Genomic DNA, 16,216 nt, shown 5'->3' with positions numbered 1-16,216 from the left:
TCCGCGCCGCACAGGAGCTCTCGTCTCTCGCTGTACGCCGGGCCTGGGCCCGGCGCCAAGTCCTATAGGTCGCCGCCGACGTACGGGCCCACCGGTTCCGTTTCGCCGCCGCGCGTAGTGTCGCGGTCCAGGTCGAACGGGTCGGCGGGCTTACCGGTGCGCACGTCCAGCGGTCCCTGCGCCAGCCTGGTCACCTCGGGGGGCACCGGCGGCGCGAAGTCAGCCACAAGTCGCAGTCCAGTAAGAACGTCGTCGGGTCGAACGGCAGGAGTTGCGTGCCGTACAACCATGCGAAGTATGACACATGGCTGACTGGACGCCTGACCTGCTGTTGTCTCAGTTCCCTCAATAACCCCAAGGCTCAGCACCGCCTCACGCGCGTCGAAGCGGCGTGGCCCCTTCTTGGTGAGGCGCTCCACCTCGACTCGCTCGGTGGTGATGAACCGCTCGACCGCCACCCTGGCGAGGGCGGGGTCGGCCTCCGGAAGCCGCACCTCCCACGCAGAGCACTCCAGCCGGTCGGCCAGGCTCCCGGTGCCCGCCTCGACGACGTCGAGCACGTCGAGACCGTGCGGGAGCGAGGTGTCCAGGGCGGCGTGGAACCGGCCGGGGTCACACTCGCGCGTCACGGCGATCTCGAGGTATTCGGCCTCGCTGGCGACTCCGGTGGGTGCGGCCGCGCCCACGTAGGAGATTCTGGGGTGGGGTGAGAAGCCCGCGCTGAACGCCACCGGCACGTCGGCGCGCCGGACCGCGCGTTCCACGGCCCGAGAGATGTCACGGTGGCTGGTGAAGCGCAGGCGTCCGCGCTTGGCGTAGCGGACACGCAGGCGCTGCACCACGGGCGCGGGCGGAGGCCCATCAGGAGCGGGTTTCAGGGTGGTGTCGTCCTTCCCAAGTCGTGGTCGTCAGTTCAGGATAGGCCGTGCTCACGCACGGCCTATCTCAGACAACCGTCAGTGGCAGCAGCTTCTTCCCCGTCGGCCCGATCTGGATCTCGGTGCCCATGGTGGGGCAGACGCCGCAGTCGTAGCACGGGGTCCAGCGGCAGTCCTCGACCTCGACGTCGCTGACGGCGTCCTGCCAGTCCTGCCAGAGCCATTCGCGGTCGAGGCCGGCGTCGAGGTGGTCCCAGGGCAGCACCTCGTTCTCCTCGCGCTCGCGCGTGGTGTACCAGTCGACGTCGACGCCGGCCTTGGCCGCGGCGTCCATCCAGCGCTGGTAGGAGAAGTGCTCGCTCCAGCCGTCGAACCGGCCGCCGTCCTCCCAGACGGCCCGGATGACCTTGCCCACCCGGCGGTCGCCCCGGGAGAGCAGGCCCTCCACGATCGAGGGCTTGCCATCGTGGTAGCGCAGGCCGATGGCCCTGCCGTACTCCCGGTCACCGCGCAGGGCGTCCTTCAACGCCTTGAGCCGGTGGTCCACCGTCTCGTGGGCGGCCTGGGCCGCCCACTGGAACGGGGTGTGCGGCTTGGGCACGAAACCGCCGATGGAGACCGTGCAGCGGACGTCACGCGACCCGGTGGCCTCGCGACCCGCCTTGATGACCTTCTTGGCCAGCTCCGCGATGCCCAGGACGTCGGCGTCCTCCTCGGTGGGCAGGCCGCACATGAAGTAGAGCTTCACCTGCCGCCAGCCCTGGGTGTAGGCGGTGGTGACGGTCCGGATCAGATCTTCCTCGGTGACCATCTTGTTGATCACCTTGCGCATCCGCTCGGAGCCGCCCTCCGGCGCGAACGTCAGGCCCGAGCGGCGGCCGTTGCGGGAGAACTCGTTGGCCAGGTCGATGTTGAAGGCGTCGACCCGGGTCGAGGGCAGCGACAGCGAGGTGTTGGTGCCCTCGTAACGGTCGGCCAGGCCCTTGGCGATGTCACCGATCTCGGAGTGGTCGGCCGACGACAGCGACAGCAGCCCGACCTCATTGAAGCCGGACGCCTTGACGCCCGCGTCGACCATGTCACCGATCGTGGTGATCGAACGCTCCCGGACCGGCCTGGTGATCATCCCGGCCTGGCAGAACCGGCAGCCGCGGGTGCAGCCGCGGAAGATCTCCACGCTGAACCGCTCGTGCACGGTCTCGGCCAGCGGGACCAGCGGCTTCTTCGGATAGGGCCACTCGTCCAGATCCATGACCGTGTGCTTGTGGATCCGCCACGGCACGCCCGACCGGTTGGGCGCGACACGCCGGATCCGGCCGTCGGCGTGATAGTCGACGTCGTAGAACCTGGGCACGTAGACCCCGCCGGACTCGGCCAGCCGCATCAGCAGCTCGTCGCGTCCGCCGGGCGAGCCCTCGGCCTTCCACTCGCGGATGACCTCGGTGATCGCGATGGCGATCTGCTCTCCGTCGCCCAGCACCGCGGCGTCGATGAAGTCGGCGATCGGCTCCGGGTTGAAGGCCGCGTGGCCGCCCGCGAGGACGATCGGATCGTCGTCGCCCCGGTCGGCCGCCTCCAGCGGGATGCCCGCCAGCTCCAGCGCGGTGAGCATGTTGGTGTAGCCGAGCTCGGTGGAGAACGACAGCCCGAACACATCGAACGCCCGCACCGGCCGGTGGGCGTCGACCGTGAACTGGGGAACGCCCTCGGACCGCATGAGCGCCTCAAGATCGGGCCAGACCGCGTAAGTCCGCTCGGCCAGCGTCTCGGGCATCTCGTTGAGGATCTCGTAGAGAATCTGGACGCCCTGGTTGGGCAGGCCCACCTCGTAGGCGTCCGGGTACATCAGGGCCCAACGGACCGTGGTCTCGTCCCAGTTCTTTACGGTCGAGTTGAGCTCACCTCCGACATACTGGATCGGCTTCTGCACTCTGGGCAGAAGCGCTTCCAGGCGGGGAAACAGCGACTCGACAGACATGCATCAAGCCTATCCGGCTAGAACGGGTGCCACAGGCGGTCGTCCCCCGCCCGTAGCGAGTCGAGCCGGTGCCGCAGCTCCTCGCCGGCCCGGCGGTCACGGTGGGCGTTGCGCAGCACGGCGGTGAGAGTCTGCAGTTCGCGCATGTCGCGCAGGACCGGATAGCCCTCCCAGCGCGTCGCGTCGTAGCCGTAGGCCTCGCTGAAATTGGACCGCTGCCGCTCGGTGAGCCCGAACCGGACCCCCTGCAGGGTCGGGATCAGATCGATCTCCCGCGGCCCCGCGCACACCCCGTCCCAGTCGCACAGCAGGAAGCCGTCACGCGTCCGGATCATGTTCCCGCGGTGGGCGTCGCCGTGCGTCAGCCCGTACGGCAGGGCGAACTCCAGCCGCTCGTAGTAGGTCTCGGCGAGTGTGTCGCAGCGTCGGAGCAGCCAGGCGCGGTCGTCGTCGTCGAGCGCGCGGCCGGCCAGGATCGCCCGGCGCACCGCCCCGAAGGGGTCGTGGGTCGGCAGCTCGAACGGCACCGGCGGCAGGTCGTGCAGCCTGCGCAGCAGCGGGCCGAGCTGCGCCGGGTCGGGTGGCGGCCCGATGTGCTCCTCGTGGTGCCAGAAGGTCGCCAGGAAACCCTCCGCGACGACCGGCTGTTTGACCTCCTCCAGCGGCCGGATGGTGGGGAACCCCTGCTCGGCCAGCCAGCGGGTGACCCGGACCGAGGTCACCAGCCGGTCGAACTTGCCCGGCGTGGTCGCCTGCGCCAGCCGTACCACCACCCGCTCGGCGGGCAGGTGGTAGACGGTGTTGGCGAAGTCGCGCAGCAACGTGAAACCGGTGCTGTCCAGCCCGGCCTCGCGGCTGGTGTGGCCGAGTGCCACGGCCGCCCGGGTGAGGAGCGGGTTTCCGGCGGCAATGGTCATCGTCCGCTCCTGTCCGAGATCGCGTGCCGGGCCTGCTGGGGGAGGCCGACGGCGCAGAAACTCTCGATCTGTCTGGCCATGTGCGCTCCTCCGGGTCTGGCCGACAGCAGCGCGCGGCCCGTGCTGAGGGTCGTGCCCAGGCTGCCGATGCGCCGGTCGGGCGGGAGCGCGAGGATCGGCGCCATGGCGCCCTCTGCACCCGTGGCGTCGCCCTCCATGAGATGGGCGATCGCCAGGTGGGCGCTGGCCATGGACTCGCACCCGTAGGAGCGGTTCTCCGGATCCCCGGCGGCGTACAGGGCCAGCGACTCGCCCGCCGCCTCGATGGCCGCCGCCGGGGCGCCCAGATGCAGGTGGGTGACCGCCGCGTAGTAGCGCTCCTTGGCCGGACGGAACGCGAACTCTCCGGCGATCTCGTCGTGCAGCTCGTCCGCCCCGGCCGCCCGGACGTCCGCCGCCCGGCGCAGCGCCTCCTCCGCCTCCCGGCCCCGGCCCATCAGCGCGTAGGAGCGGGCCCGCAGCATGTGCAGGCGGGTGGCGCCGGACCCCGCGCTCATCGAGGTCAGCCCCTCCTCCGCGTATCTGGCCGCGTCGCTGTAGCGCCGGTCCCACAGCGCCACCGAGGCCTGCATCCCGCGCGCCCAGCCCATCAACGGCGCGTGCCCGGCCACCTTGCCGTAGGTCCAGGCGGCCCGGGCGAGGGTGTCGGCGGGGACCCGGCGGTCCATGTCCATGCTGACGTTGGCCATCAGCCCGCACAGCGCGCCGGTCAGGAAGTAGAGCTCCCGGGCCTGCCCGGGGTGGATGCGCCTGTCCAGCGCCCTGCGGGTCCGTTCCTGCAGTTCCCGCATCTCCACGAAGAGCGGCAGCGGGGCCTCCGCGACGTAGCGTTTGCCGACCCAGATCACCTGGGTACGCAGCCGCTCCAACGCGCCCGAGCCCAGCTCACTCGCCTCGGCCTCCTCGGCGTGGGCGCCCGCCTCGTCGGCCGCCGCCGAGATCAGATCCAGGGCGGGGGGCGCGGACGGCACGGAGCGCAGCTCCTCGGGGGTGTAGTCGTTGGCGAAGCCGAGCTGCACGGGCCCGGTCTCGTAGAGGCGGCACAGCAGGTCCGTGTAGTCCCGGTCGGGCCGCGCCCCGGCCTCCCACTCCCGCCAGGAGCGCTCGGTCAGCCCGCGCCGCTTGACGCCCTCCCTGTCGCACAGGGCGTGGAAGTGCTCGATGGCCTCCTCCACGGTCCAGCCGTGCGCGAGCCTGCGGCATTTGAACCTGGTCTGCTGCGGGCAGCAGGCATGGATCTCGTCGACCATCTGCTGGATCACCGCCGCCGACGGCGGACCGGACACGGAAGCCAGCGTCCGGTTACGGATGATCGTCGCGCAGGCCAGCGCGGCGCGGTCTCCACCGCGTGAACTCTGGGTCATCGGCTCTCCCGGCCGTTCTCCGAAGGGGTCGCCGCCACGCTAGTGCGCCGGCCGCCACCGGGTGGACCTGAGAGTCCGCCGCCGGCGCGGGAGCAGGCCCCCGCCGTGAGGCGCGCTCCCCTCATGTTCATGAAGCGCGCCCTCCTCACCGGCCGGTCCCCCTCATGAACCGGCCTGCCCGAAGGGCCCGACCGTCCCGCCGTTGCGGAGCTGTGCCTGGAAGAGCTGCCCGCACAGGCTGCTCGGGGTCTCGGCGAACCAGACCGCCGGCGGGCTGCCCGCCGACACCGCGGCCCACCGGCCCTTGCTGAAGACGATCCGATAGTCGGGGAACGCGGTACGCAGCAGTTCCAGTGCCCGTTGCCGCTCGGCGAGCTCCGATGTCACGGCTCCTCCGTCATCGCGAGTTCCGTCATCGTTCCCAGAATGTTCGCTTGACCACCGCGACGCCAGTGAGAATCCGGGGCCACGGACATGCGGGCGGCTCTCATGTCGGGCCTAGAACGACTGTTCGCGGATGTGGATGGCCTGGAGCAGGCCGACGGCGATCATATTGGCGAAGGTCGCCGTGCCGCCATAGGAGACGAACGGCAGTGGAAGACCGGTGATCGGCATGATCCCGACCGTCATGCCGATGTTGACGAACGACTGGAAGGCCAGCCAGCACACGATCACTCCGGCCGTCAGCGTGCCGAACCGGTCGTCGCACTCCCGCGCGATCCGCATCCCGCGCAGCAGGATCACGCCGAGCAGGGCCACCACGGTGACCGAGCCGAGGAAGCCGAACTCCTCCCCCGCCACGGTGAAGATGAAGTCGGTGTGCTGCTCGGGCACGAACCGGCCGGTGGTCTGACCGCCGTCGAACAGGCCCTTGCCGAACAGCTCCCCCGAGCCGATGGCGATCAGCGACTGGGTGCTGTTGTAGCCGACGCCGCGCGGATCGCTGGCGGGGTTGAGGAAGGCGGTGAACCGGGCGATCTGGTACGGCTCCAGCACGTCGAGGAACCACACGGCCACCGCCCCGCCCGCCACGGCGAGGGTGAGGCCGCCGATCCAGCGTTTGCGGACCCCGGCGACGACGAGCGCGGCGGCCGTGATCACCCCGAGGACCATCGTGGTGCCCAGGTCGGGCTGGAGCATCACCAGACCCATGGTGAAGCCGCCCACCACCAGCGCTATCCCGACGTCCAGGCCACGTGGCCGGTCGGTGCCGGCGGCGGGCTTGGCCAGCAGCATGGCGAGCATCAGCACCAGGCCGAGCTTGGCGAACTCCGACGGCTGGAAGGCGAACCCCCCGCCCACCATGATCCACGAATGGGCTCCGTTCACGGTGGAGCCGAGCGGCGTGATCACCAGGAACAGCCCGAGCAGGGACAGGCCGTACACCAGCGGCGCGTAGGCCCGCAGCCTGCGGTGGTCGACCATCGCCGCCGCGCCGGTCAGCGCGGTGCCGATGCAGAGGTTGAGGATGTGCTTCTTGACCAGCCCGGTGGACCCGGGCGCCCAGGTCCTGGTGGACGACCAGACCAGCATCGTGCCGATCACCGCCAGCGCCGCGACGGCGACCAGCAGCACCCCGTCCATCCGGCGCACCGCCGAAGTCGCCACCACCGCCCTGCGGGTGAAGGAGCCCCTCCGCGGCGCGGTGACCGTCCGGCTCATCGCGCCACCACCGCCGGGTTGCGGGGAACGCCGCCGTGCGCCGCCGGGCGGAGCGGGGCACCGCCGCGCGTGGTGGTCGTGCGGCTCATCGCGCCACCGTGCCGTCCCGTTTGATCATCGGCGGCTCGGCGGCGGGGCGGTGGGCCGGCAGTGCCGCCTTGGTCTGCCCACCCGTGGGCGTGAAGCCGTAGATGCCCTCATAGATCTTCCGCGCGGCCGGAGCCGCCGTCTGAGCGCCCATGCCGCCCTGGGAGACCATGACGACGACCACGAAGCGCGGCTTGTCGGTCGGCGCGAACGAGGCGAACCAGGACGTGTCGGCCTTGCCGTAGACCTCGGCGGTGCCGGTCTTGCCGCCGATCCTCACCTTGTCCATGGGGAACCCGACGAAGGCCCCGGCCGCCGTGCCGTCGGAGGGGACGTCGCTCAGCGCCCCCTTGATGTAGGCCCGCTCCTTCGCCGAGATCGGCAGCTTCCGCACCACCGGCACCTTGATCTCCTTGACCATGGTGCCGTCCGGCCGCACCAGCGCCCAGCCGAGCCGGGGACTGCGCAGCTTGCCGTCCCCGACCAGCGCCGCGTAGGCCGCCGCGAGCTGCAACGGGGTCACCAGGACGTCGCCCTGGCCGATGGAGAAGTTGGCCGCGTCGCCCGGCCGCCACTGGTAGCCCTCCAGGCAGTTCTCGTACGCCAGCCGCTTGAGGAAGGCGGCCCGGCTGGGATCGCTCCTGGCCACCTCCGGATAGCCGGACTTGGCCCGCTTGCAGTTGTCGGTCTTGGTGGCCGACCAGAGGTCCTTCTTCCACTGCCGGTCGGGGATCCGCCCGGCCGACTCGCCCGGCAGGTCGACGCCCGTCAGGCTGCCGAACCCGAAGGCACGCGCCATCGCCGCCATCGGTTCCTTGGTCTTCGCCTTCGGCTTCAGCCCGCCGTCGCGCAGCCACTGCTCGTAGGCCGCCTTGTAGAAGATCGTGTCGCAGGACTTCACCAGCGCCGTGTGCAGGGTGAGCGTGCCGAGCCCGATGCCCCGGAAGTTGTTGAACGGCCGGCTGCCCACCATGTAGGAGCCCGGGCAGTCGTATTGACCGTTGAGCGGATAGCCGTCCCGGAGCATCGCCGCCACCGACGACACCTTGAACGTCGAGCCCGGCGCGAACTCCCCCTTGATCGCCCGCGACACCAGCGGCTTGCCGACCTTGCCGGACAGCAGACGCTGGTATTCGGCCTCGGAGATGCCGCCGGTCCACACCTTGGGGTCGTAGGTCGGCGCGCTGGCCAGCGCGATCACCCGGCCGGTCTTCACGTCGAGGACCACCGCCGCCGCGCCGTCGGCCTTGGGCGCCGACTTCATGGCCTCGGCCAGGGCCTTCTCCGTCACGGCCTGCACCTTGGCGTCGATGCTGGTGATGAGCGTGTCGCCGGGCGTCGGCGGCACCTGCCGCTCCACCCCGATCACCTTGCCGAGCCGGTCGACCTGCATCCGCCGTAACCCGGGCACCCCCCGCAGGGCGCTGTCGTACACCGACTCCAGGCCGTCCCGGCCAACCAGGTCCACCCCGGAGAAGACCGCCTTGGACCCGGCCCGCCGGTCCATCTCGGCCTGCGTGATCGGCTGCAGGTAACCGAGCGCCTGCGCGCCCGCGCTGCTGCCGGGATACTCGCGCACCGCCTGCACCTCGGCGGTGACCCCGGGGAACTCCTCCTGCCGCTCCAGGATCTGCAGGGCCTCGCGGGTGGTGACGTGGTCGTCGATCGGGATCGGCTGGTAGGGCGAGCCGGGCCAGCAGGGCCTGGTCACCCCCGGCCCGCACGCCCTGATGCGCTCGCGCAGCTCCGCGGGCCGGCGGTCCAGCACCGAGGCGAGCCGTTGGAGCACACCCCTGCCGTTGCCCTCCATCCGGTTGAGACTCGTCCGGTCCACCGACACCACGAGCCTGGTCCGGTTGCGCACCAGCGGCCGGCCGGCCGAGTCGAGGATCTGCCCGCGCACCGCCGGCACCACCACGTCGCGGGTGCGCGTCTCGGTCGCGGCCACTACGAACTCGTCGCCCCGCACCACCTGCACCTGCCAGAGCCGTACGGCCAGCAGCGCCAGCAACGACACCACCAGCACCTGCAGCACGACCAGCCGGCCCCGCATCCGGGTCATGTCCGCTCCTCGCCCCACGGCGCGCCGGGACGCGGTCCGGCGATCCCGTGCTCGTCGGCCCGCCGGCTCATATGCGCCCCCGCGCCAGATACCTCACCGGTTGCAGGCCCCGCCCCCGGGGCCCCCGGACGACTCTCGTCACCACCCACACCATCGGTGGCACGGCCAGCAGGTTGTAGAGGACCGCCTGGGGCAGCGTCGCCGTCAGCATGGGCGGGCTGATCCGGTTGTCGCCGAGCAGCGCGCCGACCGCCACGGCGACCAGCGGGCCGGCGGCCGCGCAGGCCAGCGCCGTGAACAGCCCGGCATCCGGATAGCTCTCCCCCACCCGCCCGGCCAGGAACCCGATCAGGCACAGCACCAGCGCCTGCTGCCCCAGCACGTGCGCGGCGGGCGGCAGCACGTCGCCGGCCAGCCCCGCGCAGAAACCCGCGACCGCGCCGGCGGAGGAGCCGCGGACCAGTGCGTAGCCCACCACGGTGAGCAGCACCAGGTCGGGCGCGCCCGCCCCGGGCAGCGGCAGCCGGTTGACGACCGTCACCTGAAAGACCATGACCAGCAGGAACAGTCCCACGGAGATCACGTCACGCCCGCTCACCGTCAGATCCCCTCCCCCGGCACGCCGGGACCGCGCAGCGCCTCGGGCTTCTGCGTGACCTCGGGCCTGGGCGGCACCGCGGGCCTGGGCGGCACCGCGGGCCTCTGGGAGGCCTCGGACCTGGGCGAGGCGTCGGGCTCCGGTGAGCCGTCGGGCCTGGGCGGCGCGGCGGGCTTGGACGGCGCGGCGGGCCGCACCGCGTCACGCGGGCCGCGCCGCGGCGACTGCACCACCACGCCGACCACGTCCAGCGCGGTGAGGTCGGCGTACGGCCGCGCGTAGGCGATCCGGGTCAGCTCACCAGGCGTGGCCTCCACCCGCTCCACCACCCCGATCGGCACCCCCGCCACGTACGGCACGCCGCGCTGGGAGCCGAAGCTCACGATCCGGCGGCCCGGCACGATCTGCGCGGTCGAGTCGAGCAGCCGGAAGCGGAGCAGGCGGCCGCTCTCCCCGATCCCGTGGACCACCCCGATCTCGTTGCTCCCCTCCAGCCGCGCGCCGGCCGCCGAAGCGGGATCGCTGAGCAGGACCACGGTCGAGGTGGACGTCCCCACGTGGACCACCCGTCCTACCAGGCCGTCACCGTTCAGCACGGTCATCTCCGGACGCACCCCGTCGGCGCCGCCCACGTCGAGCTCGACGGCCTCCTCGAATCCGGGCGTGCCCCGCCGGGCGATCACCTGAGCAGGAACGATCTTGTATCCGGCGGTCCCGGCCACCCCCAGCAGACGGCGCAGCTCGGCGGAGTGCCGGCGGTCCAGGCTCTGCGCCACCAGATCGCGTCTGAGCCGCTGGTTCTCCGCGCTCAGCGCGTCGATGCGGCGCTGCGCGTCGGGCGCGCCCACCATCGTCTCGAAGAACCGGCCGACCGGCCGGACGACGCCGGCTCCCGCGCTCTCGGCGGTGCCGAACAGGCTCGTGCCGACCCCCCGCAGCGACCCGAGCGGAGAGTCGTCACCTGCCCGTTGGTCCACGGTCATGAGCACGAGCGCCGCGGCCAGCAGCAGCCCTAGGCTCACCCGTGCCCGGCGCGTGTCTTTCATCAGTGCCGCGGCTCCGAGACCAGGACCTGCTGCAAGGCCTCGAAATCCTCGACGCACTTGCCGGAGCCGAGCGCGACCGAGTCGAGCGCGTTGTCCACCAGGTGGATCGGCATGCCCGTCTCGTCCTTGAGCCGCTCGTCCAGGCCCTTGAGGAGCGCGCCACCCCCGGTGAGCGCGATCCCCCGGTCCATCAGATCACCGGACAGCTCCGGCGGGCACTTGTCCAGGGTGGTCTTGACCGCGTCGACGATCGTGTTCACCGGCTCCTCCGTGGCCTTGCGGACCTCGTGAGCCGACACGATTATCGTCTTGGGCAGGCCGCTGACCAGGTCACGGCCCCGGATCTCGGCATGCCCCTCCTCGGGGAGCACGCAGGCGGAACCGATCGCCATCTTGATCTCCTCGGCGGTCCGCTCGCCGAGCATGAGCGAGTATTCCTTCTTCGCGAAACTGATGATCGCCTGGTCCAGCTCGTCGCCGCCCACCCGGATCGACTGGCTGGTCACCACACCGCCCATCGAGATGATGGCCACCTCGGTGGTGCCGCCGCCGACGTCGACCACCATGTTGCCGGTCGGCTCGTGCACGGGGAGCCCCGCACCGATCGCGGCCGCCATCGGCTCCTCGATGATGTAGACCTGGCGCGCCCCCGCCTGGTAACCGGCCTCCTTGACCGCCCGCTGCTCGACCCCGGTGATCCCGCTCGGCACCGCGATGATGATGCGGGGCTTGGCGAATTGACGGCGCTTGTGCACCCGCTGGATGAAGTAACGGAGCATGCGCTCGGTGACGTCGAAGTCGGCGATGACGCCGTCCTTGAGCGGCCTGATCGCCACGATGTTGCCGGGGGTGCGGCCGATCATGCGCTTGGCCTCGATGCCGATCGCGACGATCTTTCCCGTGGTCGTGTTGATGGCGACGACCGAGGGCTCGTTGAGCACGATGCCGCGACCCCGAACATAGACGAGTGTGTTGGCGGTGCCGAGGTCGACTGCCATGTCGCGGCCGAGAAAAGAAAGCTTGCTGCTCATGGGGAAGGCGACCCTCCTCCCGTGGGATCGTCGGCGAAAACTACAGAACGCACTCGAATCGTAACGTGACGTACCCACCCTTGAGCGCAATGAGCCCGCCAGTTCCAGGAAAATCTTAAGACGTGTCAAATACGTCGAGCCTCGTCATCCCCAGGGATGACGAGGCTCGACAGGGCCGGAGGCCAAGGACCTAGAAGCGGTCCGGGAAGAAGAGCTTGATCTCACGGGCGGCGGACTCGGGCGAGTCGGAGCCGTGGACCACGTTCTCACCGATCTCCAGGGCGTGGTCGCCGCGGATGGTGCCGGGGGCGGACTTGACCGGGTCGGTCAGGCCCGCGAGGGAGCGGAAGGCCTCGATGGCGCGGGGGCCCTCGGCGACCAGCGCGACCAGCGGGCCGGAGGTGATGAACTCGACCAGCTCGCCGAAGAAGGGCCGCTCGGAGTGCTCGGCGTAGTGCGCCTTGGCGGTGTCGGCGTCCAGCGTGCGCAGTTCCAGCGCCGCGACCTTCAGGCCCTTGCGCTCGATCCGGGCGATCACGTCGCCGATGAGACCACGCGCGACACCGTCGGGCTTGATCAGGACAAGAGTGCGCTCGGACACTGAGGTTCTCCTTTGAACGGGGAGGATGACTCGCGGACTGCGATGAACGCGCGAAGTTTACCGCCCTCGGCCCGATTCCCCGTGCTCGGCGACGTCATGCCCGGGTGGGCCCGTCCCCCAGCGCGTCTTCCGGGGACGGCGTGGGCGGCGGCACCACCGGCAGCGTGCCGGTCTTGTCCGGCCGCGGATCCGGCTGTGGCCTGGGATCCGGCTGTGGCCTGGGATCCGGCTGTGGCCTGGGATCCGGCTGTGGCCTGGGATCCGGCTGTGGCCTGGAGAAGGGCCCGGGCCGGTCCCGCCTGTCATGTCCGGACCCGCCGTCGCCCTGCCCGTCCCGTCCGGATCTGCGGCCGTCCTGCCCGCCCTGTCCGGACCCGCCGACCTCCTGCCCGTCCCGTCCGGGCCCGGCACCGTCTCCGCCTGGCTCCGACCCCCTCTCCGCCACGGCGCCGGCCTCTCGCGGGGGCTGGGGGCCGTCGAGAGGCTCCAGCTCGGTGGCCGGCTCCGGGATCATCCCAGACTCGGCGGCACGCCGGGCGGGCGGGCGCGGCCACACCGCAGCCCCCGATGCCGGCGTCTGCCAGGTGGGGGTGGGCGCCGGGGTCCCCGGAGGGCTCTGGGCGCCGGAGTCATCGAACGCCCCGGCCGGGGACGCCTCGGCCGGGGCGGCGGCGTCCGCGCCCGCCGGCACGGACCCGGCGGACGGGGACCGGCGGGCCAGGACCGCGCAGAGCACGATCACCGCGACCACCAGGCCACCGCCCATCAGCGCCCACAGGTGGAGGGCTCCGACGAACCCGTCGACCAGCGCCTGGGAGGTCGTGGCCTCCTTCAGCCGGATGACCTGGACACCGCTGCCCAGCAGGAAGCCGGAGAGCACGGCGGGGAAGAACAGCGACAGCGCGAAGAGCGCCGCCCCCGGACCGGACGAGCGCAGCGCGGAGGTGAGAGCCACCGCTGCGCCGACTCCGAGCAGCACGAACGGCAGGATCAGCGCCGGCCCGTCGGCGGCGGGCAGCAGCAGCCGTACGGCGCACAGCCCGGCCACCACGACCACCAGGCCACCCGCGCCGGCGAGGGACAGGGCTCCGTCGCCCAACCGGCTCACCAGTGCCGCGGCGGCGACGCCCGCGGCCCCGGCGATCACGAAGGCCGGCCACAGCCCGGACAGGCCCGGACCGCCGAGCCCACCGAGCTCGACATAGGTGACCTGGGCGGCGGTGGGCAGGACGACGACGCCCACCGCGAGCATCGTGTAAGCGGGCACCCGCCCGCCGGCACCGTCGGAGTCACCCCTGGAGGCGATCCAGAAGAGCGCGAGGACCGACACCACGGCCGCCAGGACCAGCAGCCCCGGCGGCCAGTCGAAGGTGCTGCCCAGGGCCAGCGCGGTGATGCCCACGGCGGGCACCACCGCCGTCAGCAGGCGTCCGCGCTCGGCGGTGGCCGCCCCGCCCGCCACGGCGCTCTCGCCGCTCCTCATCCAGAGCACGAGATAGACCGCCGCCAGCACGAGCGCGACGCCCGTGAGCATCGGGTAGGGCTGGAGCGTGACCCTCCAGGACCTCACCTCGTCCAGGGGCCACAGGGCGAGCGCCTGGGCGGTCAGGAGGCTCACCGCGAGCATGCCTCCCCACACGGCGCGCAGGAGCGGCGACCGCTCCGAGACCGCCACCAGGGTCGCGGGCACCAGCAGGCCCGCACCGACCCCGTGCAGGACCCGCAGCATCCCCACCAGCGGCGCGGAGTCGGCGTAACCCCCGGCCGCGTCGGCCAGCGCCAGCAGGGTCAGCCCGGCGACCAGGATCGGCGCCGCCCGCACCCGGCGCACGGCGACGGCGGCCAGCGGCACCGTCAGCACCATCGCGGGCAGCGCCAGCCCGTGCGCCCGCACCATCGCGATCTGCGAGATCTCGGGCGGGAGCAGGGCGGCCACCACCGAGATGGTGTTGGGGATGGCGACGATCGCCAGCGGGAGGACCACCGCGATGAGCAGTCCGAGGATGACGTCGAGCACCGTGGAGACACCGAGCGTGCGCGCCAGGCCCTCGGGCCCGGCGGTCACCGCCCGGGTCGGTTGAGTGGGAGGGACGGCCATGTTGGCCGACTTTAGCGGGAAGTCACGCCCTCGACACGGCGAGCGACGAATATCGCCGTGATCCACAGCGCGGCGAAGATCGCGCCCAGGAAGAACATGGTCGGAACCAGGAAACCCGCGGCGATGGCGAGCACCTGGATCACACTTCCCACGATGTAGGCGAACGGACGTTTCAACATGCCCGTGACCAGGACGCACAAGACGGCCAGACCGATCCCGACGGTCACCGCGACAGCCGGCTCGACGTTCTGGGTGTTGATCGCCACCGGGGTGAACAGCCCGATGACGATCGCCTCCATGCCCAGCACGCTGGCACAGAGCCGCCGCATGCCCGGGGTGACCGTGATCAACCCTCGCCTCTCCTCCGCCGCCCCGCTCATGTGGACTCTCCCGCCTTGAGGAGCAGCCGGGCGTCTCCGGCGGTGACCACGGAACCGGTGATCAGCACCCCGGCCCCGCTGAACTCGCCCATGGCGTCCGCCATCTCGATCGCCCGGTCGATCGCGCCGTCCAGCCGCTCGACCTGGTGGACCCGGTCCAGTCCGAAGATCTCCTCCGCGAGCGCCGCGAGATCGTCGACGTCCATGGACCTGGGCGAGGAGTTCCGGGTCACCACGATCTCGTCCATCATCGGCTCCAGCAGCTCCAGGATGCCCTGGACGTCCTTGTCCTCGAACACCGCCACCACGCCGATGAGCTTGGCGAAGTCGAAGGACTCCTGGACGGCCTCCAGGGTGGCCTGGATCCCGCCCGGGTTGTGCGCGGCGTCCACCAGCACCGTGGGACCCCGCCGCACGACCTCCAGCCTGCCCGGCGAACTCACCTGCAGGAACGCCTGCCGCACCAGCTCGGCGTCGAGCGGTTCGTCCCCTACGCTCAGAGCCTCGACCGCGGCCAGGGCGCAGGCCGCGTTGCCGGCCTGGTGCGCGCCGTACAGCGGGAGCATGACCTCCTCGTAGGTCCCCTTGAGGGTCTTGAGGTGGAGCAGCTGGCCGCCGATCGCGAGCTCCCTGCCGAGCACGCCGAACTCCAGCCCCTCACGGGCCACGGTGGCTCCCACCTCGGCGGCCTTGTGCAGCAGTACCTCGGCGGCGGGGAGCTGCTGCTGAGCCAGCACGGCTGTCGCCCCGGGTTTGATGATGCCGGCCTTCTCCCCCGCGATCGTCGCGATGTCGGGGCCGAGATAGTCGACGTGGTCCAGGGAGATGGGGGTGATGACGGCCACGGCGCCGTCGGCGACGTTGGTGGCGTCGAAGCTGCCGCCCATGCCGGTCTCGATGACGGCGACGTCGACGGGTGCGTCGGCGAAGGCCGCGAAGGCCATCGCCGTCAGGGTCTCGAAGAAGGAGAGCCGACGCCCCTGGGCGTCGATCATCTTGAGGTATGGCTCGATGTCCTCGTACACCTCGACGAAACGCTCCTCGCTCAGCGGGGCTCCGTCCACGGAGATCCGCTCGCGCATGGAGATCAGGTGCGGGCTGGTGAAACGGCCGACACGGAGGTTCCGCTCGCGCAGGATCGTCTCGATCATCCGCGTCGTGCTCGACTTGCCGTTGGTGCCGGCGACGTGCACGACCGGATAGGAGTGCTGTGGGGAACCGAGCACGTCCATGAGCGCGGCGATCCTGTCGAGAGTGGGCTCGAAGTTCCACTCGACGCCGCGTTCCATGATTGCCAGTTCAACCGCTCGATAGTCCACGTCTCAAGCCTACTGACCTCGCGGACGGTCCTCCTCACAGCCCCGGAAAACAGGAAAGGCCACCCCCGAAGGGATGGCCTTTCCACAAAAAATTGTCCGGCGGCGACCTACTCTCCCACACCGTCCCCGGTGCAG

General features: G+C 71.2%; 14 protein-coding genes. All 14 read right to left on the bottom strand.

All coding sequences use genetic code 11. The features are described from left to right. Window positions 1-62: 62 nt before the first annotated feature. Window positions 63-842: a TIGR03936 family radical SAM-associated protein gene (locus ACZ6R6_RS43555; protein ID WP_470102808.1), complete on the bottom strand. Its 780-nt coding sequence runs from the start codon at window positions 840-842 to the stop codon at window positions 63-65. A gap of 103 nt (window positions 843-945) precedes the next feature. Then, complete coding sequence (locus tag ACZ6R6_RS43550; protein WP_470102807.1) at window positions 946-2,856, bottom strand: TIGR03960 family B12-binding radical SAM protein; 1,911 nt, start codon at window positions 2,854-2,856, stop codon at window positions 946-948. Window positions 2,857-2,873: 17 nt separating this feature from the next. Then, on the bottom strand, window positions 2,874-3,773 hold the full coding sequence (locus ACZ6R6_RS43545; protein WP_470102806.1) for a phosphotransferase family protein: 900 nt from the start codon (window positions 3,771-3,773) through the stop codon (window positions 2,874-2,876). Then, window positions 3,770-5,197, bottom strand: a complete 1,428-nt coding sequence (locus ACZ6R6_RS43540; protein ID WP_470102805.1) for a hypothetical protein — start codon at window positions 5,195-5,197, stop codon at window positions 3,770-3,772. Before ACZ6R6_RS43540 ends, ACZ6R6_RS43545 begins: the two co-directional genes overlap by 4 nt. Before the next feature lie 162 nt (window positions 5,198-5,359). Then, window positions 5,360-5,584, bottom strand: coding sequence for a hypothetical protein (locus tag ACZ6R6_RS43535; RefSeq protein ID WP_470102804.1), 225 nt, complete (start codon window positions 5,582-5,584; stop codon window positions 5,360-5,362). A 111-nt stretch (window positions 5,585-5,695) separates the two neighbouring features. Continuing rightward, the gene (gene rodA, locus ACZ6R6_RS43530; RefSeq protein WP_470102803.1) at window positions 5,696-6,859 is read right to left on the bottom strand and encodes a rod shape-determining protein RodA; all 1,164 of its coding nucleotides are present in this window, start codon (window positions 6,857-6,859) and stop codon (window positions 5,696-5,698) included. An 85-nt stretch (window positions 6,860-6,944) separates the two neighbouring features. Continuing rightward, window positions 6,945-9,008, bottom strand: a complete 2,064-nt coding sequence (mrdA, locus tag ACZ6R6_RS43525; RefSeq protein ID WP_470102802.1) for a penicillin-binding protein 2 — start codon at window positions 9,006-9,008, stop codon at window positions 6,945-6,947. Between the two features lie 67 nt (window positions 9,009-9,075). Further along, window positions 9,076-9,606 (bottom strand): rod shape-determining protein MreD, encoded by a 531-nt coding sequence (gene mreD, locus ACZ6R6_RS43520; RefSeq protein WP_470102801.1) that lies wholly within the window; start codon window positions 9,604-9,606, stop codon window positions 9,076-9,078. Window positions 9,607-9,608: 2 nt separating this feature from the next. Next, the gene (gene mreC / locus ACZ6R6_RS43515; RefSeq protein ID WP_470102800.1) at window positions 9,609-10,652 is read right to left on the bottom strand and encodes a rod shape-determining protein MreC; all 1,044 of its coding nucleotides are present in this window, start codon (window positions 10,650-10,652) and stop codon (window positions 9,609-9,611) included. Next, window positions 10,652-11,683 carry a rod shape-determining protein gene (locus ACZ6R6_RS43510; protein WP_470102799.1) on the bottom strand — a complete coding sequence of 344 codons (1,032 nt, stop codon included), beginning with the start codon at window positions 11,681-11,683 and terminating at the stop codon, window positions 10,652-10,654. Before ACZ6R6_RS43510 ends, mreC begins: the two co-directional genes overlap by 1 nt. Window positions 11,684-11,873: 190 nt before the next feature. Then, entirely contained in the window at window positions 11,874-12,284 is a 411-nt protein-coding gene (gene ndk / locus ACZ6R6_RS43505; protein ID WP_470102798.1) for a nucleoside-diphosphate kinase, read from the bottom strand. Between the two features lie 94 nt (window positions 12,285-12,378). After that, window positions 12,379-14,382, bottom strand: coding sequence for a hypothetical protein (locus ACZ6R6_RS43500; RefSeq protein WP_470102797.1), 2,004 nt, complete (start codon window positions 14,380-14,382; stop codon window positions 12,379-12,381). Between the two features lie 11 nt (window positions 14,383-14,393). Further along, window positions 14,394-14,732 carry a DUF4233 domain-containing protein gene (locus tag ACZ6R6_RS43495; RefSeq protein WP_470102796.1) on the bottom strand — a complete coding sequence of 113 codons (339 nt, stop codon included), beginning with the start codon at window positions 14,730-14,732 and terminating at the stop codon, window positions 14,394-14,396. Window positions 14,733-14,758: 26 nt separating this feature from the next. Next, entirely contained in the window at window positions 14,759-16,051 is a 1,293-nt protein-coding gene (locus ACZ6R6_RS43490) for a bifunctional folylpolyglutamate synthase/dihydrofolate synthase (RefSeq protein WP_470102840.1), read from the bottom strand. Between the last annotated feature and the right edge of the window lie 165 nt (window positions 16,052-16,216).

The sequence above is a fragment of the Streptosporangium sp. NPDC048886 genome (genome assembly GCF_055586905.1).
This window is presented reverse-complemented; position numbering and strand designations above follow the sequence as displayed.

Bases quoted from the DNA above. Each gene is read 5' to 3' on its own strand.
- mreC (WP_470102800.1), bottom strand. From the start codon at position 10,652: ATGAAAGACACGCGCCGGGCACGGGTGAGCCTAGGGCTGCTGCTGGCC.
- ACZ6R6_RS43540 (WP_470102805.1), bottom strand. From the start codon at position 5,197: ATGACCCAGAGTTCACGCGGTGGAGACCGCGCCGCGCTGGCCTGCGCG.
- ACZ6R6_RS43490 (WP_470102840.1), bottom strand. From the start codon at position 16,051: ATGGAACGCGGCGTCGAGTGGAACTTCGAGCCCACTCTCGACAGGATC.
- rodA (WP_470102803.1), bottom strand. From the start codon at position 6,859: ATGAGCCGGACGGTCACCGCGCCGCGGAGGGGCTCCTTCACCCGCAGG.
- mrdA (WP_470102802.1), bottom strand. From the start codon at position 9,008: ATGACCCGGATGCGGGGCCGGCTGGTCGTGCTGCAGGTGCTGGTGGTG.
- ACZ6R6_RS43550 (WP_470102807.1), bottom strand. From the start codon at position 2,856: ATGTCTGTCGAGTCGCTGTTTCCCCGCCTGGAAGCGCTTCTGCCCAGA.
- ACZ6R6_RS43510 (WP_470102799.1), bottom strand. From the start codon at position 11,683: ATGAGCAGCAAGCTTTCTTTTCTCGGCCGCGACATGGCAGTCGACCTC.
- ACZ6R6_RS43500 (WP_470102797.1), bottom strand. From the start codon at position 14,382: ATGGCCGTCCCTCCCACTCAACCGACCCGGGCGGTGACCGCCGGGCCC.
- ACZ6R6_RS43545 (WP_470102806.1), bottom strand. From the start codon at position 3,773: ATGACCATTGCCGCCGGAAACCCGCTCCTCACCCGGGCGGCCGTGGCA.